This is a genomic window from Paenibacillus sp., from assembly GCF_031177825.1.
Classification (GTDB): Bacteria; Bacillota; Bacilli; order Paenibacillales; family YIM-B00363; genus Paenibacillus_AE.
The window spans coordinates 18,999-40,334 of record NZ_JAPSKE010000036.1 but is presented as its reverse complement, the minus strand read 5'-3'; the positions used below and the strand labels follow the sequence as shown (position 1 = coordinate 40,334).

Genomic DNA, 21,336 nt, shown 5'->3' with positions numbered 1-21,336 from the left:
TCCTTGTACATAGTCAAGGCCCGTCTTTCTTGTCGGGCGGCGCCAATTCCTCTTCCAGAATCGGCCGTTCGGTCGCCAGATCGACCTCGGCCTCGAACAATACATTCATTACCACTTTACCATTGTCGGTACGCTCATGCAAAATTTTTTCCGCCCGGATGACCGTGTTTCCGCCCAACGTCGCGATCAAATCCGCCCTCGCGTTCGCCAGCCCCGTCTCCTTCGCCTCCGCTACGGTCCGCGTCTCTTCGACGATCGTCGCTTCGCGGTGCGTCACCGTCATCCATCCGATCGGCGCCGTCCACGGCCCGAACCGCAGCTGCTTGCGGTCCGTCTCGACCTGCTCGTTGGCGTACGGCTTCTGCCAATATCCGCTCAGCTGCAGCGCGCGGCCGCCGAGCACGAGGTGGAACGTCGACCGCGACTCGCCGGTCAACGCCTTGTGCTGCTTGGCGATCGGCGCTTGCACGTTGTATTCGTACCAGACGAGACCGCGAACGTCGCCCTCCGCCACGACGACTTCCCGATTCTCCTCATCCCCTAGAATACCCGAAATTAAAATATCTCCGCGCTTCACCCGGGAATGAACGCCGACGAGCGGGACGCCGCGGTCCGCGATAATGCGCGTGATGACGGCGTCGGACGTCGAGACGAGATGCCTCGGGTTTTGCGGAATCCGCTTCTCCGGCACGGTCGCTTCCACGACGCGGATCGTTACCGTCGTCCCTTGCACGTCGACGCCGACCCAGGCGACGTTCGGGATCGTCCGCGCAAGCCTGTCCGCCAACACGCCGGGATCGCCCATCCGAATTTTCCATTGCAGCGGGTAGATGCCTTGCTCCGACGCCGCCTGCAGGATATGCTCCTTCGGAATCGTTTCGTTGCCGTCCACCTGCACCGTCCAGACGACCTGCGCGAGCAAATACATTCCGATCAGGAACGCGGCCGCCCCCGCCACGAACCACTTGCGCTTCCCGAGTTTGTCCAAGAAAAAGGGAAACCCATGCCTCTCCCTCGTCCGCACCCGACAGCCCGTCTCCTTGAGGAGCGGCTTTAAGCGGAAGTAGTCGGGCAGCGCGATAAGAAATTCGCCTCTGCCTTCGCCGCTCCTCCGGATGTCCCAGGCGGGGACGTTCTCCTGGACGAGCCGGTTGATCAGCTCTTCGAACGACGGACCTGCCACGTTCAATTTCACATACCCTCTTATGTATCGGACCAGCTGCGCGTTCATCCGTCTTCCCCCTTCGCGTTACGAGTACTTCACTTCGTCGATCAATCCTTCGATAAACACTTCCTCCGCAAGAATCGCGCGGATCGACAGCTGCTTCCCTCGGATTTCCATGCTTCCTTGCGTCAAAGCGAGCTTCAAATACGTTTCCGAAAAATGAAGCACGCCGCGATGGTTTTCCACGTACAACTGCATATTGCCGATCATCGTGACGCGCGGAAGGTCGAAGACGACGTCCTGGGGAAGGTCCAGCATATCCGTTGTCCATTTCGTTAGCTTGCGAGTCCAGCGTCGCATATGGTCCGTGGGCGCCCCCCTCCTGTTGCTCTTATCAAAATATGCGGCGCGGCGGGGAAATATGAAGCGAACTCGGGGGGCGTCGGACGGGGAAGAGGGAGCGCTCGCCATCCTTTAAAACAACGCGAAAAAAGCCGACCTTTCGGAGAAACATCCTCCGAAAGGTCGGCCGATTTCGTCTTTCCTATCGCTTCGTCGCGCGGTGCGGGCGGATGGCCCGCGGCGGTCCGTAAATCTCGGACCAAATCATGCCTTGCGCGGCGTTACGCGCATGCACGCCCGCCGAACGCGCCGGCGCCGGCTTCGATGCGGCGGGCGCTGCCGCAGGACGCCGCCGCGACATCGTCGCCGCGCTTGGCGACGGCGCCGCCGCCGGCTCGCTCGAGGCATGCTCGTAGGCCGCCGCCGGTTGGACCGACGGCTCGTAATGCGCCGGCTCCCGCTCATGGGCCGAGGGCCGCTCGGAACCGCCCGGCTCGCCTCGGCTCATGCCGCCCCCGCCGTTCGGCGGCGCGAGCGGACCGCCGCCGCCGAACGGCGGCATGCTTCCTCGACGAGGATCGCCCTTGCCCGCTCCGGCGCCCCGCGCCTTGTTCAGCACGAACGACACGATGCCGAACGCGATCAGTGCGATCAACGGATTGTCGAAGACGATGTTCAATAGGATGCGAATTACATCCTCCACGGTACGTCACCCCTTCCGCAAGCGTCCCCTCGATCGGCGATCACTTTTTGTCCGAATCGTCCGGATTCATCTTGCCGAACGCATCCCGCATTTGCGTATCCGATTCGATGTTCTTCAGGTTCATGTAGTCCATGACGCCGAGCTTGCCGCTGCGAAGCGCTTCGGCCATCGCTTGCGGCACCTGCGATTCGGCTTCGACGACCTTCGCGCGCATCTCCTCGACGCGGGCCTTCATCTCCTGTTCGTGCGCGACGGCCATCGCCCGACGCTCTTCGGCTTTCGCCTGCGCGATGCGCTTATCGGCTTCGGCCTGCTCGGTTTGCAGATTGGCGCCGATGTTCTTGCCGACGTCGATATCCGCGATGTCGATAGACAAAATTTCGAACGCCGTCCCGGCGTCCAACCCTTTGCCAAGAACCGTGCGGGAAATCAAATCCGGATTCTCCAAGACTTCCTTATGCGTGTTCGAGGAGCCGACCGTCGTGACGATGCCTTCGCCGACGCGCGCCATAATCGTCTCTTCGCCGGCGCCGCCGACGAGACGGTCGATGTTCGCGCGAACCGTCACCCGCGCTTTGACCTTCACCTCGATGCCGTCCTTCGCTACGGCAGCGACCCAAGGCGTCTCGATCACCTTCGGGTTAACGCTCATCTGCACCGCTTGAAGCACATCCCGACCCGCGAGGTCGATCGCCGCGGCCCGCTCGAACGGAAGCTGGATGTTGGCGCGTTCCGCCGCGATCAGCGCGTTCACGACGCGGTCGACGTTGCCGCCCGCGAGATAATGGCTCTCGAGCTGATTCACCGAGACGCCGAGGCCCGCCTTCCTAGCCTTAATCATCGGATTGACGATCCGGCTCGGAATGACGCGGCGCAGCCGCATCGCGACCAGCGTGATGATGCCGACGCGCACGCCGGAAGCGAGCGCCGAAATCCACAGCATGATCGGGAAGAAGCTCATAAATACGACGAAAGCGATGATCACGACGGCGATAATAAGCAACGTAAATACATCCGGTCCAAACATAGACAAATTCCTGCCTCTCTTATTTTAAGTGAAGTCGTTCCGTTTCCCGTACGACGATGCGTCCGCCGTCCACCAACACGACGACGACGGAGGCGCCCGCCGCGACGAACGCCCCGTCCGTCACGACGTCGACGCGTTCGTCATCGAACACCGCCGTCCCCGAAGGCCGCAGCGGAGTAACCGCCTTGCCGACCTTACCGGTCAAATCCGATCGCGTCGCGTGCGACACGTAACCTTCTTCCGTCTTCAACGCATCCCGCAAAATAAACTTGTTCCAGATGCCGCGATGCTTGAAGTACCGGACGAACACGGCCACGATCACGGCCGCGAACAGCGTCGCGATGCCGAGCGACGTCAGCGCGTCCCCCGTATCGTACGCGGCGAGCACGACGCCGGCGATCAGCGCCGCGATGCCCATTACGCCCAGAATGCCGAAGCTCGGGATAAACAGCTCCAGTGCAAGCAGCAAGACACCGACCACGAACATCGCCAAGTGCTCCACCCCCGCGAATCCCGCCACGTAATTTCCGAGAAAATACAACCCGAACGCGACGATGCCGACGATGCCGGGAACGCCGAACCCCGGCACGAGCAGCTCGATGACCAGACCGGCGATGCCTAAGATGAACAAGACCGTCGTCGTCGCCGGATGCGTCAGGAACCGGGCCGCCTGTTCGGCGAGCGTCGGCTCGATCGTCTGCTGCGAAGTCGAGCCGATCGTCGATAAGAACTCGTCGAACGATGTCGCGAGTCCCTCGGCGTACCCCACGGCGACCGCTTCTTGCGCGGTTAACGTAATGAGCTCGCCCGGTTCGCTGACTTGCCCGATCTCGGGCATGTCGACCTTCGCCGAATCGTCGACCATGCCTTCCGCGATCGCCGGATTGCGCCCGTTCCGCTCCGCGGCGGCGACCATCTGCTTCACCCAGACCGAGACGATCTTCGAGTCCCGCACGCGGTTGCCCGAGCCGTCTACGACCGCCGCAGCCCCGATCGTACTGGTTTCCTCCATGTAAATCTCATCCGCATTCAGCGCGATATAGCTCCCCGCCGAAATCGCTTTCCCTTCGACGTACGCGATCGTTCGGAGCGGAGTGGACCGGATCGCTTCGCCGATCTCCGTTGCCGCGTCGACGCGGCCTCCGAACGTATTGATGACGAGGACCGCCGTCTCCGCCCCGGACGCCTCCGCTTCGCCGAGCGCTCGTTCGAGAAACCGCTGCAGCCCCGTCTCGATCGTGCGATCGACGCGGATGACGGCGACATCGCCCGCGGCGGCGCCGGAAGGCGCTTCCGAAGCCGACGCTCCGATCGAGGCGAGCGCGATCGAGGCGAGCATCGCGACCAGTCCGAACCATCCCGTTCTCCAACGACGAATGATGTTGACCATCTCTTCCCCCCTCTGCTTCCTGCACGGTATTACGCAAGAAGGCTTGCGCTGTTTCAGTTCTTTCATTATTTTACCCTATCATGCCAAAAAACGCCCCCGAAGGTTATTCGGGAGCGTCTTATAGGTTTATACCAACAGCCGTTGCACGGCGGCGTTCACTTGCTTGCCGTCGGCCCGACCTTTGACTTTCGGCATTAATGCGCTCATCACTTTACCCATGTCGGCCTTGGAGGAGGCGCCGACTTCTTGAATCGTCTCTTCGACGATCCGAGTCAGCTCTGCTTCGGTTAACGGCTGAGGCATATAACGCTGGATTACTTCGACTTCCGCCTTCGCTTGATCCGCAAGGTCTTCGCGACCCGCTTTCTCGAATTCCTGAAGGGCGTCTCGGCGCTGCTTGACCTCCCGCGTGAGGATGTCCATGACTTCCTCATCGCTAAGCGGCCTGCGGGCGTCGATCTCGGCATTCTTGACCGCCGAACGAATCATGCGCACGACGGTGAGCGCGAACTTATCACCGCTCTTCATCAATGCTTTCATATCCTCGTTCAGACGTTCGCTCAAATTCATGCTTCGGACAGCCTCCTAGAATTTACGCTTACGGGCAGCTTCGGACTTCTTCTTGCGCTTCACGCTTGGCTTCTCGTAATGTCTGCGTTTCTTTACTTCAGCCAATACGCCGTCTTTGGAGATGGATCTCTTGAATCGGCGAAGAGCAGCGTCGATTGTCTCGTTTTTGCGAACTTTCGTTTCGGACACGTGTTTTCCCTCCCTCCGACCATGCACTCCAAGAAACACGGTATATCAAACAATATTATATGTGATGCGGAAAGGGGGTGTCAACTTTATTATCGGAGAATCGGTCCAAGCTTTTCTCCGCCGAGCAAATGGAAGTGCAAATGGTACACGACCTGCCCGCCTTCGTCGTTGCAATTGTTGATCAATCGGTACCCTCTGTCCTTGATGCCGAGCGCTTCCGCGACTTGCTGCGCGGCCAGCGCGATGTCGCCGATCGCCGCCGCGTCCTCCGCCGTCACGTCGTTCATCGTCGGAATATGCTTCTTCGGAATGAGCAGCACGTGAACCGGCGCGGCCGGCTGAATGTCGTGGAACGCGAGCACCGTGTCCGTCTCCAAAACCTTCTTGGAGGGAATGGCGCCTTCGACGATTTTGCAGAAAATGCAGTCCGCCATGGGGATGCCTCCGTTTTTCGTTGTCGATTCCATATTTTACATCATGGCGGTCCGCTCGTCCAATTTATAAACGTTTGTAAATCCCGTAAGAAGACAATCCTATTCAATTAGGAGGAGAAGGACCATGCTAATGGAATACGGCCTCATCGCGATCGAGCTCGTGATCGGGTTCGTGGCACTTTTTCTATATACGAAAATTTTGGGCAAGGCTCACTTTTCGAAGCTGACGCCGTTCGATTTCGTCTCCGCCCTCACGCTCGGCGAGCTGCTAGGCAACGCGATTTACGACAAGCATATCCATGTCGGGCACGTCCTGTTCGCGACGACGCTATGGGGACTGCTCATCTGGACGATCGTGTGGATGACGCAAAAATGGAATCGCATCCGCAAACCGCTGGAAGGCGAGCCGACGATCATTATACGCAAAGGAAAGCTGGAATACGACGCCATGAAGCGCTGCAAGCTGGATTTGAACGAGCTGCAGACGATGCTGCGTCAGCAGCAATACTTCTCCATGGAATGGGTCGAATACGCCATCCTCGAGACGAACGGAGCGCTCAGCGTCATGCCGAAGTCGAAATACGGCAACCCCGACCGGTACGAGTTCGGGCTGCCGGATCGAACCGCGGTCCTTCCCGTGTCGCTCATCCTCGACGGCGAACTCATTCGCGACAACCTTAAGGAAGCCGGCGTGGACGAAGCTTGGCTACAGGAGCAACTGAAGAAGCAAGGCATCGCCAAGTATACGGACGTTTTCTTCGCGGAATGGAACGATATCGACAGTCTATATGTCGCCTTATACACGAAGCGAGGACCTGCCTGACGGCCGGTCCTCGCTCGTTTGATTTCAGAAATAAGGCAGCAGCGAAATCGCGGCGAGCGCGGCGAGCGGCAGCGCCAAGCGGCGGAACCGGCCGCCATAGCCGTAGCCCGGGTACCCGTAGCCGTACCCCGGATAATAGCCCGGATAGCCGTAGCCGTAGCCCGGGCCGTACCCGTAATAGCCCGGCAGCCCGCGGACCTGCGGCGGCATCAGCTCCGTCGTGCCCACCGGCACCGCCAGGTACACGTATTCGTCGTCCATGCTCTCGACGATGCCGTCGTACTGCATGCCGTCCGTCGTATGGATGAGAACGTACTTGTGCATATGTTGCTTGCAAATCTCCATTGCTTCATGCGCGTGCATCCCATAGCACCTCCCTATGCCGATATCCTATTCCGGCAGAGGGAGATGGGCGCATGTACGTCTTTGTCCGGAGAAAATTTTCCTCGATTCCTAGGTCGTCTCGATCCGAACGCGGCTGCCCGCGCCCATCGGATCGGCCGGCGTAACGATCAGCTTGCGCGGCAGCCGAGCCTGCAGCTCCGGCACGTGCGAGATGACGCCGACCGCGAGCCGTTCGACGTGCAGCCGTTCGAGCGCCGACACGACGTTGTCCAGCAGCTCCGGATCGAGCGTGCCGAACCCTTCGTCGAGGAAGAAAAACTCGAGCGGATATTTGCCGCTGAGCTGGATTTGCGCCGATAAAGCGAGCGCGAGCGCGAGCGACGTCAGGAACGTCTCCCCGCCCGACAACGTCGACACGGGGCGGCGCACGCCGCCGTTCGCGTCGTCGCGGATGACGAAGCCGCCGGTCGAATCGAGTTCGATGGCGTACCGCCCCCGCGTCAGGCCGGCGAGCCGCTCCGACGCGGCGCGCGTCACGCCGAGCAGCTGCTCCTCCGCGAGAAACTCGACGAACGCGTTGCCCCGAAACACGGCTTGCAGCTTCGCTAGCTGCTGCTGCAAGGCGACCGCCTCTTCATGCTGCCGCGTGACGAGCCGCCACCGCTCGTGCCGCTGCCGCAGCTCCCAAGCGGCCCGCTCCGCCTTCGCCCGCGCCGCGAGCGCTTCTTCGCGCTTCGCCTTCGCTTCGGCGAGACGGCGCCCCGCCTCCAGCATCGCGGCTTCGTCGATCGCCCGCCCGCCGAGCCGAGCAAGCGCCGCGTCCCGCTTCGCCGCGGCCGCCGCGAGCGCCTCCTTGTACCCGGACGCCTCGTTGGCGAGCGCCTCGCGCCGCTCCGGCTCGAGCGCAGCGCGCTGCACGGCTTCTACGCCGTCGAAGGGGCTGGCCGCCAGCGCGTCGCTCCACTGCCGCTCGGCGCGCTCCCTCGCGTCCGCCGCGCCTCGCAGCGCCTCCTCGGCCGCGGCCAGCCGCCGGCCGGCGGTCTCCGCCGCGGCCCGCGCCGCGTCCGCCGCCTCTCGCGCCGCTTGCTCCTCCGCGCGCCACCGCTCGAGGCGCGCGCTCAGCGCCGCCGCCAGCTCGGCCGGCGGCGTTGCGTCGCCGCCGGTCAGCGCGGCGATCTCCTCGCGGCGCGCGGCCAGCTGCCGTTCGGCGGCGGCCGCCTCCGCCTCCGCCTGCGCGAGACGGCGCTCCGCGAGCGACTGCCGCTGTTGGAGGCGCTCCAGCTCCTCCGCGTTCTGCGCGAGGAACGGCTCGCTCTTCTCCAGACGAAGCCGAATGTCCTCGGCTTCGCGCTCCTTGCGTTCGGCGTCGCGAAGCGCCTCTTCGAACGTCTCCGGCGTCCACTCCGGATACGCCTCCCGCCATCGCGCCGCGGCGATCGCCGCCTCCCGTTCCGCCGCCTCGGCCTTCGAATCCGCCGCGCGCGCCGATTGGGCGGCGGCCGCGAGCGTCGCCCGCTCGTTCCGCAAGGCGGCGCGGGCCGTTTCGAACCGCTCTAGCAGCGCCCTCAGCTCCGGCGCTACGGCGTTCAGCCGGGCGACGACCCTCTCGACGACGCGGCGACGCTTCTCGAGCGACTCGGCCTGCGGCGTCTCGCCGGCGTCCCCGGCCGGGTAAGGCTCTTCGGCCGCGGCCGCCGTTTCGTCGACGGCCGAAGGCGCTTCGCTCCCTTCCAGCGCCGCGTTCAGCCGATGCATCGTCTCGTTCGCGCGACCGGCTTCCCGGCGTACCGCCTCGGCCAGCTCCCGCGCGTCGCGCTGCAGCCGCTCGAGGCGTTCGGCCTCGCCGCCGGCGTCCGGCGCGCCGGACGGGGGCGGAGCGGGCGCCGGATGGCTCGCCGAGCCGCATACCGGGCACGGCTCGCCCGGCGCGAGGCCGGCCGCGAGCGCATGCGCCCAGGCATGCCGTTCGCCGCCGATCGCAGCGGTCTTCGCCGCTAGGATGCGTTCGCCGAGCCGGCGCTCCTCGCGCAGCAGGTCGTCTTCCGCCGCATTGAGCACCGCCGCGCCTTGCGCGAACAAGGCGCGGGCCGCGCCCAGCTGCGCGATCGACGTCCGCACGGTTTCGTCCAAGCGGGCGGTCTCCGCCTCGCCGCGCTTCGCCGCCGCCGCGAGCGCGGACGCTTCCCCGCGCAGCGCGGCGGCCTGCGCCGCGGCCGTCGTCGCCGCGGTCCGCTCCCGCTCCGCGGCGGCCATCCGGCGGCGCTGCTCCGGCGGCGTCGCCAGCGCGGCGTACGCGGCCTTCAGCTCCGCTTGGAGCTGCAGCGCCCTGGCGCGCTGCTGCTGCGCGGCGGCGAGGGCGTTCGCCGCCGCCTCCCGCTCCGCTCGGCCGCTCGCCAGCTCGGCGCGAGCGCGCTCGAGCGCCGCCGCGTCGACGGACGCCTGCTCCGCCAGCGCGACCGCTTGGCGCAGCCGCTCGAGCCGCACCGCCGTCGGCGCTTCCTGCTCCCGCAGCTCCCGTTCCGCCGCGGCATGCGCCTCTTGCGCGGCCGCCTGCCGCGCCGCCGCGCGCTCGCGCTCGCCCGCCGCGTCGACCGCTTCGCGCGCGAGCCGCTCGGCCCGCGACGCCGCTTCCTCCCGCGCGCGCCACGTCGGCAGCAGCACTTCCGCCGCGGCCGCCGACGCGAGCCGTTCCTCGATCGCCGCGATCTCGGGCCGGCGGCGCTCCAGCGCGGCCCACGCCGCCTCGCTCGCGGCCGCTTCCTGCATCGCCTCGCGGATGCGCGCCGCTTCCGCGTGCGCCGTCTCCGCGGCCAGCAGCGCTTCCTTCAAACGCGCCTCGGCCTCGGACGCGTCGCGGAACGCCGCCTCCGCCGCGGAGAGCGCCTCCGGAGACGCGTCGCCGAGCCCTTGCAGCTCCGCCGCCGCCTCCCGCGCAAGCGCCTCCGTCCGGCGCAGACGCGCCGTCAGACGGGCGGCGAGCTCGTCGCCGTACCGCTCGAGGCGGAACAGCCGCTGCAGCATCTCCCGGCGCTCCTTCCCCTTCAGAGCGAGAAACTCCGAAAACTTGCCCTGCGGCAGTACGACGGCGCGCGTAAAATCGGTCATCGACAAGCCGATGAGCGACGCCACCGCGGCGTTCACCTCGCCCGCCTTGTCCGCCAGCACGATCGCGCCTTCGCTCGTCTCCTCGCACAGACGGCATAGACGCTGCTCGACCGTCCCGTCGGGCTTGCGCCGGTACGTTCGCTCCGCGCGGTATGTACGTCGGTCGGCCCCGTCCGACAATTGGAACGCGAACGACACGGACAGCGTATCCTCCTGCGCGTTCATAATGCTCTGAATGCCGCTGCCGGCGCGCTCCACCGCACCGTACATCGCCAGCGTCACCGCGTCGAGAATAGTCGACTTGCCGCTGCCGGTCGGTCCGAAGATGCCGAACACGCCCGCCTCGGCCAGCCGGGAGAAGTCGATCGTCTGCTCCTCCCGGTAGCTCTGCAAGCCTTGGATCGTTAAGCGAATCGGCTTCATGCGCTCTCCTCCTCCGCTTCCTCCTGCACCAGCTCGAGGAACAGCCGGACCGTCGCCTCGTCCGGCGTCGCGCCGCCGGTCTGCCGGGCGTAAAACCGTCGGAACAGCTCGTCGATCGGCAGCGCCCGTTCCGCGCGAACGCTTAAGGACTCCGGCGCGGACGCGAACACCGGCCGGATGAGGACGAGCCCCTCATGCGACCGGCGCAGCGTCTGGATTTGTTCCATCGTCAGCGCGTCGGTCACGTGCAGCTCGAGATCGATCCAGGCGCGGGCGTCCCTTCCCTCGTCGAACCAGCGATGCACGTCCGCGAGCCCCTCTTTGGCGATCCAGCGCACAAGCGGGCGGCCGGCCGAGAGCGGCACCTCCTCGACCCGAGGCGTCCCGCCCGGCGCGAGATCGACGATCGACACGGACTTCGCTTGTCCCGCTTCGGAGAAGCTGAACGCGAGCGGCGAACCGCTGTAGCGGATACGCGGCGCGGCTCCCGCCGCTCCGTTCTCGCCGTCGTCGCGCACGCGCACGTCCTGCGGGCGATGGAGATGACCGAGCGCGACGTACTGCGCGGCTCTTCCGAAGGCGGACGGATCGACCGTATACGCGCCGCCGACCTCGATCGGCCGCTCCGAGTCGGTCGGCGACCCGCCCAGCGCGTGCAGGTGGCTCATGACGACGTCGACGCTCCCTTTCCCGAACATGTCCCCCGTCGCATCCCGCACCAACGCCGCGATGCGCGCGGAATACGCGAGCTGCAGCGCCTGCTCGTCCGCCTCGGCGGACAACAGCTCCTTCAGCCGCGACTCGGACGGATACGGCAGCGCGTACACGTTCGCCCGCTCCCCCGTTCGCGGGATCGTAAGCCGAACGACGTCCAACGTCGGCAGCCCGACGAGCGCGACGCCTTGCGCGCGAGCGAGCGGCCCCGCCGCGCTCAAGCGATCCGGGTGGTCGTGATTGCCCGCGATCGCGACGACCGGCCGCCGCCCCCCGTTCGACAAGCGCGTCAATGCCTCGTAAAACAACGTCTCCGCGTCCGCCGGCGGATTGACGGAGTCGTATACGTCCCCCGCGAGCAGCACCGCGTCGACGTCCGCCTCGTCGGCGATTCGCGCGAGCTCGTCCACGAACGCTTCATGCTCCGCCTGTCGGCTTCTTCCTTCCAACGTTCTGCCGAAATGCCAATCCGCCGTATGCAGCAATCGCATCCTGTTCCGCCACCTCTCCCTACAGCTTCACGGCGCGCGCGCCGTCGAAGAAATATAAATATCGGTCCGGCACGTCCCGGCCCAGCGCCTTCTCCGCCGCCTTCGCATAGACGGACAGCTGCAGCCGATAACGCTCGGTCAGCTCGCTAAGTCCCGTATCGCCTCGAATCGCATCCGTCTTGTAATCGACGATGGCCAGCCCCCGGTCGTCCTCGAACAGGCAGTCGATGATCCCTTGCACCAACACCGTCTCCGCGGCCGTCTCGGCGTCGAGCGGGACGCCGTTCGGCGCCTCGCCGTACACTTCCGCGGCAGGCAGTCCGACGCTGAACGGGAGCTCTCGATGCGTCCTCGCGGCCGATGCCAAGCGCAGACCGGGCTCGCTCGCCGCGAACCGCCAGACCGATTCGACGTCTACGGCCGCGCGCTGTTCCTCCGTCAGCAATTCCCGCAGCACCATATCGGACAGCAGCGCCTCTACGTCGCTCGTCGTCAGGCCCGGGGCGAGGCGCAGATGCTGCATGACCGCGTGGTACGCGACGCCGCGTTCCACCGGCGTCAGTCCGCGCTTCGCGAGAAACCGCGGCCGCTTCGCGACCGCCGCGCCGGACGGCCCCCGCGCCGGCGAAGGCGCCGCGAACGGCGCTTCCGCTTCCTCCTCGTCCTCTTCGAGCAGCCTTCTCTTCCATTCCGTAACGGACGTCTTCGCGTACAACGCCGACGCCGACGGCCGCGGATCCGTCCAGCCGAGCGCGCGCAGCACGTCTCGGTCCCGCGCCGTCCAGTCGTCCGGCACTGGCAGCCCTTCCGTCACCGCGTGCTGCCCCCATGGCTCCGTACGCCCGCCGGCCGCCGCCGCTTCCGCCATCGCGTCCGGCAGCTCGACCATGAGCCGCCAACGGGAGCCGTCGGCCACGCGCGCCCCCGGCGGAAGCGCCGGCAGCCCGTAGGCGTCGCGCACCGGTTCCGCCGCGGGATGTCGCAGCAGCGACGGCAGCAGCCAGTCGAGGAAGCAGGCGCCTCGATGAATCGCATGCGCCGGCAGCTTCGGACCGGGGCTTGCCGCGACCGCGTTCCAATCCTCCAGCCGCTTCGTAAGCCCTTTGGCCGACCCGACGAGGATGAGCTTCTCCTTCGCCCGGGTCAGCGCCACGTACAGCACCCGCATCTCCTCGGCGAGCGACTCCGCGCGCAGGCGGCGCCGAATGGCCAGCTGCGGCAGCGTCGGATGCGCCGCGCCGAGCTCCGGATCGACGTAGCGCGGCCCGAACCCCAGCTCCTTGTGAAGCAGGAACGGTTCCCGTTCGTCTCCTCGGTTGAACGACTTGCCGAGGCCCGCGACGAATACGACGGGAAATTCGAGCCCCTTGCTCTTATGGATGGACATGATGCGTACGACGTCCTCCGTCTCGCCGAGCGCTCGGGCCGGCGCGAGATCGGAGCCGGAGTCCCGCAGACGCTCGATGAATCGAATGAAGCGGAACAGGCCTCGGAAGCTCGTCGCTTCGTATTGCCGCGCCCGGTCGTACAGCGCCCGCAGGTTCGCCTGCCGCTGCACGCCGCCCGGCAGGCCGCCGACGAAGTCGAAGTAGCCGGTCTCGCGGTACAGCTTCAGAATCAGGTCGGCGAGCGGCCCTTGCCGCGCCGCCGTCCGCCACGGCTCCAGCGTCGTCACGAAACGAGCGGCTTTCTCCCTAAGCGCGCTACCGACCGAGCCCGGATTCGGCTCCTTGCCGGAAGCGACGGAGCCGACCGCTTCGTAGTAGGGACGGCTCCGTCCCCCGGCTACGCGGATGCGCGCCAGCTCCTCCGCCGTGAAGCCGAACGCCGGCGACATCATCGTCGCGGCGAGCGGAATGTCCTGCAGCGGATTGTCGATCGTCTGCAGCATCGAGAGCAGCGTCTCCACCTCGACCGCTTCGAAGTACCCGCCGCCGAGCTCGGCGTGGGCGGGAACGCCGTACAACCGCAATTGCTCGATCAGAGACGGCGCCCAAGCCTTGTCCGCACGCAGCAAGATGACGATGTCGCGGTACATAATCGGGCGCATGCCTCCTACGCCCTTGTCGTACACTTGCATCGCCGGTCGACCCGCGCCGCCCGTCAGCTCTAGAATGCGGCGCCCGATCGCGCGGCCTTCGGCCTCCGCGGCGTCCAGATCCGGCGCTTCCGTCGCGGGACCGTCTCCTTCCGCCTCCTCGTCCGGCCCGCCGTCGCGGTCGATCAGCACGACGTCCGCGGCGAGATCGTGCTCGCCGTCCGGTTCCGGGTACGACGCCCCGAGCGCGAGCTCGGCCCGTTCGTCGTAATCGAGCTCCGCGGCTTCTTCGTGCATCGTCTGACGGAAGACGAAGTTGACCGCGTCGACGACTTCGCGCCGGGAGCGGAAGTTACGCGCCAGGTCGATGCGGATGCCGCCGCCGGCCGCGACGTTCTCCGCCGCTTCCGAGAGCGCGCGGTACGTCTTGTACTTGCGCAGGAACAACCCGGGCTCCGCAAGGCGGAACCGGTATATACTCTGTTTGACGTCCCCGACCATGAATCGGTTCCCCGCCCGCGGCGCGTCCGTTCCGTCCGTCCCGTCTCCTCGCGAGACGAGCCGAAGAATCGTCTCCTGCACCGCGTTCGTATCCTGGTATTCGTCGACGTATACCTCTTCGAATTGCTCCCGGTATTGGAGCGCCGCTTCGGTCGGAACGATGCGTTCCGGCGTCGACGCAGGATCCCGCAGCACCTGAAGACAGGCGTGTTCGAGATCGCCGAAGTCGACGAGGCCCTTCGCCGTCTTCGCCTGCCGGAACGCCTCGGCGTAATCGAGTACGAGGCGCGTCAGCTCGTCCATCAGCGGCGCGAGCGCGAAGCATTCCTCCGCATAGTCTTCGAGCGTTCGCGCGAGCAGCTGCTCCTTCAGGCCGTCGAGGCGGTCCTTGGCGTCCTTCCGCAGCTTCTTCGCCCGATCGCTCAACGCGGCGTCGACGGAATCGCCCTTCTGGGGCTTCAGCCGCCCGAACGCCCCGCCGTCGTCCGCGAACGCCGCGTCCCGCAGCGCGCGCCAACCGCCCGAGGCCAGCGCCGCGAGCAGCCGTTCGACGCCGGCCATGTCGGCGCGGAAGTTGTCGGCGTACGCGTGCGGACCTCCCGGCTGCAGCGCGAGCTCGAGCGCGGCGCGAAGACCGGCCGCGATGCCCTCGAGCTCCAGCTTGACGTCCGCGCCGATGCTCAGCAGCCATGGGTGATCTTCCGGCAAGCCGCCTTCGATGCCGGCCTCGCCTTCGATCCCGGCCCCGCCGCCGTCGCCGGCCGTCGCGCCGAGGCGGAACGCCGCCGCCGCTTCGCGCAGCCACGCTTCGGGGAACGGATGGCTGCGCGAGAAGTCGTATAGCCGATCGATCAGCTTCATCAGCCCGTCGTCGCCCCGTTCGCCGCCGAAACGGTCGGCGAGCGCCCAGAACGGCCCGTCCTCCTCGGCCGCGCCGTACCGCTCCTCGAGCACGCTCTCCAGCGCCTCTTGCCGCAGCAGCGCCGCTTCGGTTTCGTTCGCGATCCGAAACGCCGGATCGAGATCGGTCAGGTGTACGTAGCGGCGCACCGCGTCGAGGCAGAAGGAATGCAGCGTCGTGATCGACGCTCTGCCGACGAGCGCCAGCTGCCTGCGCAGATGACGCGAACCGGGGTTCGACGCGAGCGCCTTCTCCAACGCGTCGCGCATCCGGTGGCGCATCTCCGCGGCGGCCGCGTTCGTGAACGTGGCGACGAGCAGCCGATCGATGTCGATCGGCCGCGCTTCGTCGGTCACCGTTCGAATGATGCGCTCGACGAGCACCGCCGTCTTGCCCGACCCGGCCGCGGCCGCGACGAGCAGATGATCGCCGCGGGCGGCGATCGCCTGCCATTGCTCGTCCGTCCAGGTCGCGCCCGCGGGCTTCGGTTCGATGCCTCTCTTCGTCATGCGTCTCTCTCCTCTCCGTCGATGCGCGCCCAGACGTCTTCGTCCGCGAGCGGCGGCAGCACTCGATATTCGTTGCCGCCGATCTCCGGATCGAACCCGCAGACGGGCTTGAACTTGCAAAACGTGCACGGCGTCTCCTGTTTGCTGCGGTACGGCGCCGCTTCGACGTCCCCGCACGCGGCTTTGGCGCCGAGCTCCGTCATCTTGCCGCGCACGAACGCGCGCAGCCGGCTCCACTTCTTGGCGTCGACCGCCTTCGACCGCGCGCCGAGCGACCCGTCGGTCTTCCGTTCGAGCGGCACGATCGGGGAGATGCCGGAGCGCAGCTCCGTATCCATCAGCTGCGCCGCCTCGTCATCGTCGAGAAGCAGCCCCTGCATCTTGAACCTCTTGAACAGCTCCTGCGCCGCTTGTTCCGGCTCGACCGCGTTATGCAGCGTCAGCATCGGCTTGTGCACGTGGAAATACAGCGCCCCCGCCGGCGCCGCTTCGGCGCCGAGCCACGCTCTCGCCTCCTCCGAAGCCGCGTCAAGATAAGCGAGCAGCTGCAGCGACAGCCCGTAATACACGTCGGACAAGCGCAGCCGATGCGCCCTCGACTTATAATCGACGATTCTGATGTACCATTCGCCGCGTTCGGTGCGCGCTCCGTCGATCCGGTCGATGCGTCCCCGCAGCTCCATCTCTCGGCCGTCCGGCAGCGGCAGCTTGATCGCCGGCATGCCGCCGTCCTCGCCGAACGCGAGCTCCGCCGCCGCTTGGCGGAAGCCGCTGCGCGCCGCTTGGCCCCGCAGCGCCTCCGACGCGCGGCCGACGACCGCTTGCAGCTTCCGAGTCATGTAGCGATGCCGGTTCGAGCTGAACAATATTTCCGACAGCAGCTTCGGCGCCAGCTCCTCGACCGTCCGAAACGCGAGCTCCGCGCACTCCGCCTCGTCGAGCTCCGCCCACGTCCGGCCTTCTTCGGCGAGCTTCTTCGACAGCTGGCTGAGCGCCGCATGGTACAGCTGCCCGATGTCGGGCGCTTCGAGCCGGTACAGCCGGCGCTCCTTCAAACCGAGTCCGTATCCCGCGAAATGGGCGAACGGACAACCGGCGAACGTCTCGAGCCGGGACACGCTCGTGCGGAACGTCTCGCCGTACAGCGCGATCGCCGTTTCCTCCGACAACCGGCCGCGCCGGTTGTCGTAATCGAGCGACGGGAGCAGCCCGAGCAGACGCTCGCGCCAATACGGGCGTTCCGTCAGCCAGTTGTACGCGGCCCACCATACGCCCGAGACGGGCTCGCCGCGCTTCCAGCGACGCAGCTGCGGCAGCAGCTCCGCCAAGGCGCGGGAAGGCGTGGAGAGGCGCTCCAGCGCCTCCTCGTCGCTCGCCCCGGCCGGCACGTCGCTCGGCACGTACATCGTCTTCGCGTCGGGCGCGAGCCGCTTCAGCGTGCGAATCCATTCGGACGGCAGCAGCGTCGTCCCCTCGGGGTCCGAGAGAGCGTAACTGACCCAGAGCCCTTCGGACGGCAGAAACAAGGCGTTATACAGTAGAAAACGCTCGTCGAGCATACGCCTGCGGCTGTCCGGCGCGAGCTCGAGACCGGCTGCGTGCATCCGCTCGCGATCCGCTTCGGACACGACGCCCTTCTCCTTCGGCCGCATCGGGATGACGCCGTCGTTCACGCCGAGCAGGTATAACCGCTTGACGCCGAACGCGCGCGTCCGATCCAAGCTACCGACGAGCACCTGATCGAGCGCCGGCGGCACGAGTCCCATGCGAATGCCGTCGAGACCGGCCGAGATCATGCCGGCGAACAGCTCCGCGTCCGCCGGCTCGTCGCCGACGAGCTCGACCAGCTGATCGAGCGTGTCGACGACGCGGTCCCACAGCTGCTCGTGCTCCTTCGCCCGATCGGGATCCCCCGCGCGTTCCGCGGAATCGCGCCAGCGCGCGAGCGTATCGGCCGCGCCGGCGTCTTCCAGGAACGCGAACAACGCCGCCGCCTGCTGCTCGATCGTCTTGGCTTTCTTAAACCGCTTCTCGAAGGCGTGCAGCGGAGCGACGACGAGCGATCGCCACCGTTCGACGCGCTCTTCCCGCGCCCGCTGGCGTTCCGCGTGCGCCGCTTCGTCCCCTTCCAGCGGCGCGCCCGCGTTCAGCCGCCAAGGTTTCCCGTCGGTCCACCGCGTCCCCTTGATGCCGTACTCGAGAACGACGTTTTCCAACTGGTCCATGGCGTATCTCGCCTCCGACTCGGTCCGGAACGCGCCTCTCGGAAACAACAAATCGGTCTTCGCGGCACGGAACACGGCATCGTACGTCCACCGGGACTGGACGACGTCGATCGCCGAACGGACGAGCTCGCTGAGCGGATGGTGAGCGACGGCGCGCTTCTGATCCAGGAAGCACGGTATGCCGTGATCCCGGAACGCCGCCGCGATTACGTCGCCGTACCCTTCCCAGTTCCGGACGTAAACCGCGATATCCCGCCACCTCGCCGCGCCGGACGAGACGAGGCGGACGATGTCGCGCGCGGCCGCTTCGGCTTCGGCCCGCGGATTCGCCGCGGACACGACGCTCACCGCTTCGCCTGCATCGAGCGCCGGCGTAACGAGTCGGCCGTTCGCTTTGTCCACGAACGCCCGCTCAAGGGCGGCCAGCGCCGGCGCGGAAGCGTACCGTCCCGCCGCGCCGCCTTCCAGCATCGTCGCCCCTTCTACGGGAATGCCCTCTTCTTCCGCCATGCGCAGCAGCGTCGTCATCGTCGACGCGGTCGGATGGAACAGCTCCAGATCGTCCGGCGTTTCATGAGCGCCGTACGCCCTGTCGATCGTCAACGCGAACGTGACGCGCTCCGCATGCTTGCACAGCTGCCGCAGCGCCGCGAGCTCCGTCGGCGTGAAGCCGTGGAAGCCGTCCACCCAGATCCGCGCGCCGCGGATCGTCTCCGACGACGATGCATGCTCGCCTAGCAGCGTTAAATAATCCTCCGAATCGACGTATTTGCCGGAGAGCTCCGTCTCCATGCCGCCGATCAGAAGCGCCAGATCGTGCAGCTTGTCCCGCAGCGCAGGCGGGAACGCATCGTCCTCCGCCGCTTCGCGCAGCCGCGCCGCGTCGACCGCGTACCGCTTGCACTCCGCGAACCATTCGTTCGCCGCGTCGATCCAGCCGCCGCCTTCCGCGAAGCGCCGGAACGCGCGGAAGTCGCGGCCTCGCGACCGCGCGATTTTATATAGAAGCATCTTCTTGCCCGTATCGTCGATATGTAAACGGGATGCGCCCCCCGCCTCTTGCATGACGCGGAACGCCAGCCGTCGAAAGCTTAAGGATTGCGCGCGGATCGTTCCGCCGAAGCGGGCGACGAACGCGCGGTCGGCCGCTTGCGTCATCTGCTCGGGCACGAGCAGGATCAGCGGCGGACCGTCGGGAGAGCGCTCCAGCTCTTCCCCGATTTGCTCGAACGCGCTTCGGCTCTTGCCCGCCCCCGCGCGTCCCAGCACGAATCGAATACCCAAACCGAACCCCTCCGAGAGTGTCTTTTTTTCCAAGGTACACCGTCGAACGGGTGTTTGCAATGGATTTTTTTGCCGAGGCGAATCGTATTTCGATCGCAAAATAGAGTACAATGAGATGTAGAAGAAAAATGGGTGGAAGAAGGAGTTGCGTCGCATGGCGGAAGGAATCGTGCTGACCCCTGAGGGACTGCAAAAATTGAAGGACGAGCTGGAGGAGCTGAAGACGGTCAAGCGGAGCGAGCTGGCGGCTCGGTTGAAGACGGCGATCAGCTACGGCGACCTGAAGGAGAACAGCGAGTACCACTCGGCGAAAGACGATCAAGCGTTCATGGAAACGAGAATTTTGACGATCGAAAACATTTTGCGGAAAGCCCGCGTCGTCGAATCGATCGACACGTCGACCGTCCAGGTCGGCTCGGTGGTGACGCTGCACGACTTGGAATTCGACGAGAAGATCGATTACCGGATCGTCGGACCGGCCGAGGCGGATGTCGCCGATAATAAAATTTCGTATGAGAGTCCCTTGGGCCAAGCGCTCATGGGCAAATCGATCGGCAGCAAAATCACGGTGAACGCCCCGATGGGCGAAATTACGTACGAGCTGCTCGACATCAAAGCGGTATAACGGCGAACCGACGGGACAAGCGAAGTCCCGTCGGTTTTTTTCATAACGGAACATTCCCCTCGAAAAAAAAGCCGCCCGATATCCATCGGACGGCTAATAGCCGAAGCACCCGCCGCGTTAGCGGCTCCGCACCTCGAAAATCGCGAACTTCAAATAATTGCCCTCGTCCACGCCGAGCAGCTGCGGATGATCCTTGCCGGCGCCGCGGAACTCGACGAGACGCAGCGTCTTGCCGGCATCGTCCGCCGCCGCGCGGATCGTCTCGAGGAATACATCCGGACGGACGTGGTACGAGCAGCTCGCCGTCACGAGATAGCCGCCTTCGTTCACGAGCTTCATGCCGTGCAAGTTGATATCCTTATAGCCGCGGCATGCGCCTTCGACCGCGCCGCGGTTTTTCGCGAACGCGGGCGGATCGAGAATGACGACGTCCCAAGACCGGCCGGCGCCCGCCGCGATCGGCTTGGACGTATCCACCTTCGTTCCGGCTTCGCCCGCCTTCGCGCGCGCCGCGCGCTCCTCCAGCCCTTTCGCCTGCTCCCGCAAGTAATCGAACGCGTTCGCGACGACGAACTCGACGCGCTCCGAGAAGGCGTTCCGCTCGACGTTGCGGCGCGCCGTCTCGATCGCGTGCTCCGAGATGTCGAGGCACGTCACCTTCTTGGCGCCGTATTTGCAGGCGTGCAGCGTGAAGCTGCCTGTATGCGAGAAGCACTCGAGCACGGTCGCGCCGTCCCAATACGGGAACGTTACCTCTTTGCCGTTCGCATTGACGGGCGCGGATCGCGTCGTGCCGTCCGCTTCGGTCAGCTCCCGCACCGCGATGCCGCTTCGGCGCCCCCAGCCGGTCATCAGCGGACGAATCGCCGCCCGATTTTCCCGTTGGTCGAAGAAATAACCGGTCTTCTGTCCGTTCACGACGTCGACCTCGATCTCCAGCCCGTTCTCCCGAATGACGATCGGACCGCTCGGCGCTTCGCCGTACAGCGTGCCCGTCCGTTCTTCGAGCCCTTCGAGCGCCCGGATGCCGACGTCGCTCCGCTCGTAAATCGTGCGCGGGGCGAACAACTCGACCAACGCCTCGACGATCGGTTCGCGCACCCGATCCATGCCGAGCGTGACGATCTGTACGACGAGCGTATCGCCGAACCGGTCGACGGTCAATCCCGGCAGAAAATCCGCTTCGCCGTAAGCGATGCGGCAATAGCGCGGGTCGTCGACGAACCGCTCCCGCACCTCGAGGCACGTCCGGAACCGTTCCAGGAAGAACGCCTTATCCATTCGTTCGAGCTGCCCGCGGGATACGACCCGGCCGATCATCTGGGACGCGGGGTTCGCGTACGCCGAAGCCAAAAATTTACCTCTATGGTCCGTTACCGCAACGATCCCGCCCGGCTCCGGTTCGCCGTCGAAACGTTCGACCTCGTTCTTGAATATCCACGGATGGCCCGCTTCCAGACGCTTCTTCCGCGTCTTCGTTAGTATCATCGTCGCCAATGGCGTCTTGCACCTCTTCCGGCGAGCGGAGAGCC

General features: G+C 65.8%; 16 protein-coding genes. 2 read left to right on the top strand and 14 right to left on the bottom strand.

All coding sequences use genetic code 11. From position 1 onward, the window contains the following. Positions 1-13: 13 nt before the first annotated feature. The 8 genes from yqfD to RIN49_RS25985 form a co-directional block, all read right to left on the bottom strand. The gene (gene yqfD / locus RIN49_RS26020; protein ID WP_309123045.1) at positions 14-1,231 is read right to left on the bottom strand and encodes a sporulation protein YqfD; all 1,218 of its coding nucleotides are present in this window, start codon (positions 1,229-1,231) and stop codon (positions 14-16) included. A gap of 18 nt (positions 1,232-1,249) precedes the next feature. Continuing rightward, positions 1,250-1,525: a sporulation protein YqfC gene (yqfC, locus tag RIN49_RS26015; protein WP_138196053.1), complete on the bottom strand. Its 276-nt coding sequence runs from the start codon at positions 1,523-1,525 to the stop codon at positions 1,250-1,252. Positions 1,526-1,709: 184 nt separating this feature from the next. Next, complete coding sequence (locus RIN49_RS26010; protein WP_309123044.1) at positions 1,710-2,210, bottom strand: hypothetical protein; 501 nt, start codon at positions 2,208-2,210, stop codon at positions 1,710-1,712. A 40-nt stretch (positions 2,211-2,250) separates the two neighbouring features. Continuing rightward, the gene (gene floA / locus RIN49_RS26005) at positions 2,251-3,237 is read right to left on the bottom strand and encodes a flotillin-like protein FloA (RefSeq protein WP_138196051.1); all 987 of its coding nucleotides are present in this window, start codon (positions 3,235-3,237) and stop codon (positions 2,251-2,253) included. Between the two features lie 19 nt (positions 3,238-3,256). Next, positions 3,257-4,627: an NfeD family protein gene (locus RIN49_RS26000; RefSeq protein WP_309123043.1), complete on the bottom strand. Its 1,371-nt coding sequence runs from the start codon at positions 4,625-4,627 to the stop codon at positions 3,257-3,259. A gap of 126 nt (positions 4,628-4,753) precedes the next feature. Further along, entirely contained in the window at positions 4,754-5,197 is a 444-nt protein-coding gene (locus RIN49_RS25995; RefSeq protein WP_309123042.1) for a GatB/YqeY domain-containing protein, read from the bottom strand. 15 nt (positions 5,198-5,212) lie between these two features. Next, entirely contained in the window at positions 5,213-5,386 is a 174-nt protein-coding gene (rpsU, locus tag RIN49_RS25990; protein WP_138196048.1) for a 30S ribosomal protein S21, read from the bottom strand. Positions 5,387-5,475: 89 nt separating this feature from the next. Next, entirely contained in the window at positions 5,476-5,820 is a 345-nt protein-coding gene (locus RIN49_RS25985) for a histidine triad nucleotide-binding protein (RefSeq protein WP_309123041.1), read from the bottom strand. 130 nt (positions 5,821-5,950) lie between these two features. Between RIN49_RS25985 and RIN49_RS25980 the strand changes: the two genes are divergently transcribed. Next, positions 5,951-6,643 carry a DUF421 domain-containing protein gene (locus RIN49_RS25980; protein WP_309123057.1) on the top strand — a complete coding sequence of 231 codons (693 nt, stop codon included), beginning with the start codon at positions 5,951-5,953 and terminating at the stop codon, positions 6,641-6,643. A 24-nt stretch (positions 6,644-6,667) separates the two neighbouring features. On the opposite strand, the gene RIN49_RS25975 is transcribed toward RIN49_RS25980, so the two are convergent. The 5 genes from RIN49_RS25975 to addB all read right to left on the bottom strand — a co-directional run bounded on the left by RIN49_RS25975 (position 6,668) and on the right by addB (position 19,179). Then, positions 6,668-7,006, bottom strand: coding sequence for a hypothetical protein (locus RIN49_RS25975; RefSeq protein ID WP_309123040.1), 339 nt, complete (start codon positions 7,004-7,006; stop codon positions 6,668-6,670). A gap of 90 nt (positions 7,007-7,096) precedes the next feature. Further along, positions 7,097-10,516, bottom strand: coding sequence for an AAA family ATPase (locus tag RIN49_RS25970; RefSeq protein WP_309123039.1), 3,420 nt, complete (start codon positions 10,514-10,516; stop codon positions 7,097-7,099). After that, a complete protein-coding gene (locus RIN49_RS25965; protein ID WP_309123038.1) occupies positions 10,513-11,721 on the bottom strand; it encodes an exonuclease SbcCD subunit D in 1,209 nt (402 codons plus the stop codon). The genes RIN49_RS25970 and RIN49_RS25965 overlap by 4 nt, the downstream gene beginning before the upstream one ends. A gap of 19 nt (positions 11,722-11,740) precedes the next feature. After that, positions 11,741-15,670, bottom strand: a complete 3,930-nt coding sequence (gene addA, locus RIN49_RS25960; protein ID WP_309123037.1) for a helicase-exonuclease AddAB subunit AddA — start codon at positions 15,668-15,670, stop codon at positions 11,741-11,743. Further along, entirely contained in the window at positions 15,667-19,179 is a 3,513-nt protein-coding gene (gene addB / locus RIN49_RS25955) for a helicase-exonuclease AddAB subunit AddB (RefSeq protein WP_309123036.1), read from the bottom strand. The genes addA and addB overlap by 4 nt, the downstream gene beginning before the upstream one ends. A 154-nt stretch (positions 19,180-19,333) precedes the next feature. Between addB and greA the strand changes: the two genes are divergently transcribed. Further along, the gene (greA, locus tag RIN49_RS25950) at positions 19,334-19,804 is read left to right on the top strand and encodes a transcription elongation factor GreA (protein ID WP_309123035.1); all 471 of its coding nucleotides are present in this window, start codon (positions 19,334-19,336) and stop codon (positions 19,802-19,804) included. 117 nt (positions 19,805-19,921) lie between these two features. Here greA and RIN49_RS25945 read toward each other — a convergent pair whose 3' ends face one another. After that, positions 19,922-21,292: a class I SAM-dependent rRNA methyltransferase gene (locus RIN49_RS25945; protein WP_375295289.1), complete on the bottom strand. Its 1,371-nt coding sequence runs from the start codon at positions 21,290-21,292 to the stop codon at positions 19,922-19,924. Between the last annotated feature and the right edge of the window lie 44 nt (positions 21,293-21,336).

Coding starts and splice junctions, on each gene's coding strand:
- RIN49_RS25965 (WP_309123038.1), bottom strand. CDS start 11,721: ATGCGATTGCTGCATACGGCGGATTGGCATTTCGGCAGAACGTTGGAA.
- yqfC (WP_138196053.1), bottom strand. CDS start 1,525: ATGCGACGCTGGACTCGCAAGCTAACGAAATGGACAACGGATATGCTG.
- yqfD (WP_309123045.1), bottom strand. CDS start 1,231: ATGAACGCGCAGCTGGTCCGATACATAAGAGGGTATGTGAAATTGAAC.
- RIN49_RS25970 (WP_309123039.1), bottom strand. CDS start 10,516: ATGAAGCCGATTCGCTTAACGATCCAAGGCTTGCAGAGCTACCGGGAG.
- greA (WP_309123035.1), top strand. CDS start 19,334: ATGGCGGAAGGAATCGTGCTGACCCCTGAGGGACTGCAAAAATTGAAG.
- RIN49_RS25985 (WP_309123041.1), bottom strand. CDS start 5,820: ATGGCGGACTGCATTTTCTGCAAAATCGTCGAAGGCGCCATTCCCTCC.
- RIN49_RS25995 (WP_309123042.1), bottom strand. CDS start 5,197: ATGAATTTGAGCGAACGTCTGAACGAGGATATGAAAGCATTGATGAAG.
- RIN49_RS25980 (WP_309123057.1), top strand. CDS start 5,951: ATGGAATACGGCCTCATCGCGATCGAGCTCGTGATCGGGTTCGTGGCA.
- floA (WP_138196051.1), bottom strand. CDS start 3,237: ATGTTTGGACCGGATGTATTTACGTTGCTTATTATCGCCGTCGTGATC.
- RIN49_RS26000 (WP_309123043.1), bottom strand. CDS start 4,627: ATGGTCAACATCATTCGTCGTTGGAGAACGGGATGGTTCGGACTGGTC.
- addA (WP_309123037.1), bottom strand. CDS start 15,670: ATGACGAAGAGAGGCATCGAACCGAAGCCCGCGGGCGCGACCTGGACG.
- RIN49_RS25975 (WP_309123040.1), bottom strand. CDS start 7,006: ATGCACGCGCATGAAGCAATGGAGATTTGCAAGCAACATATGCACAAG.
- RIN49_RS25945 (WP_375295289.1), bottom strand. CDS start 21,292: ATGATACTAACGAAGACGCGGAAGAAGCGTCTGGAAGCGGGCCATCCG.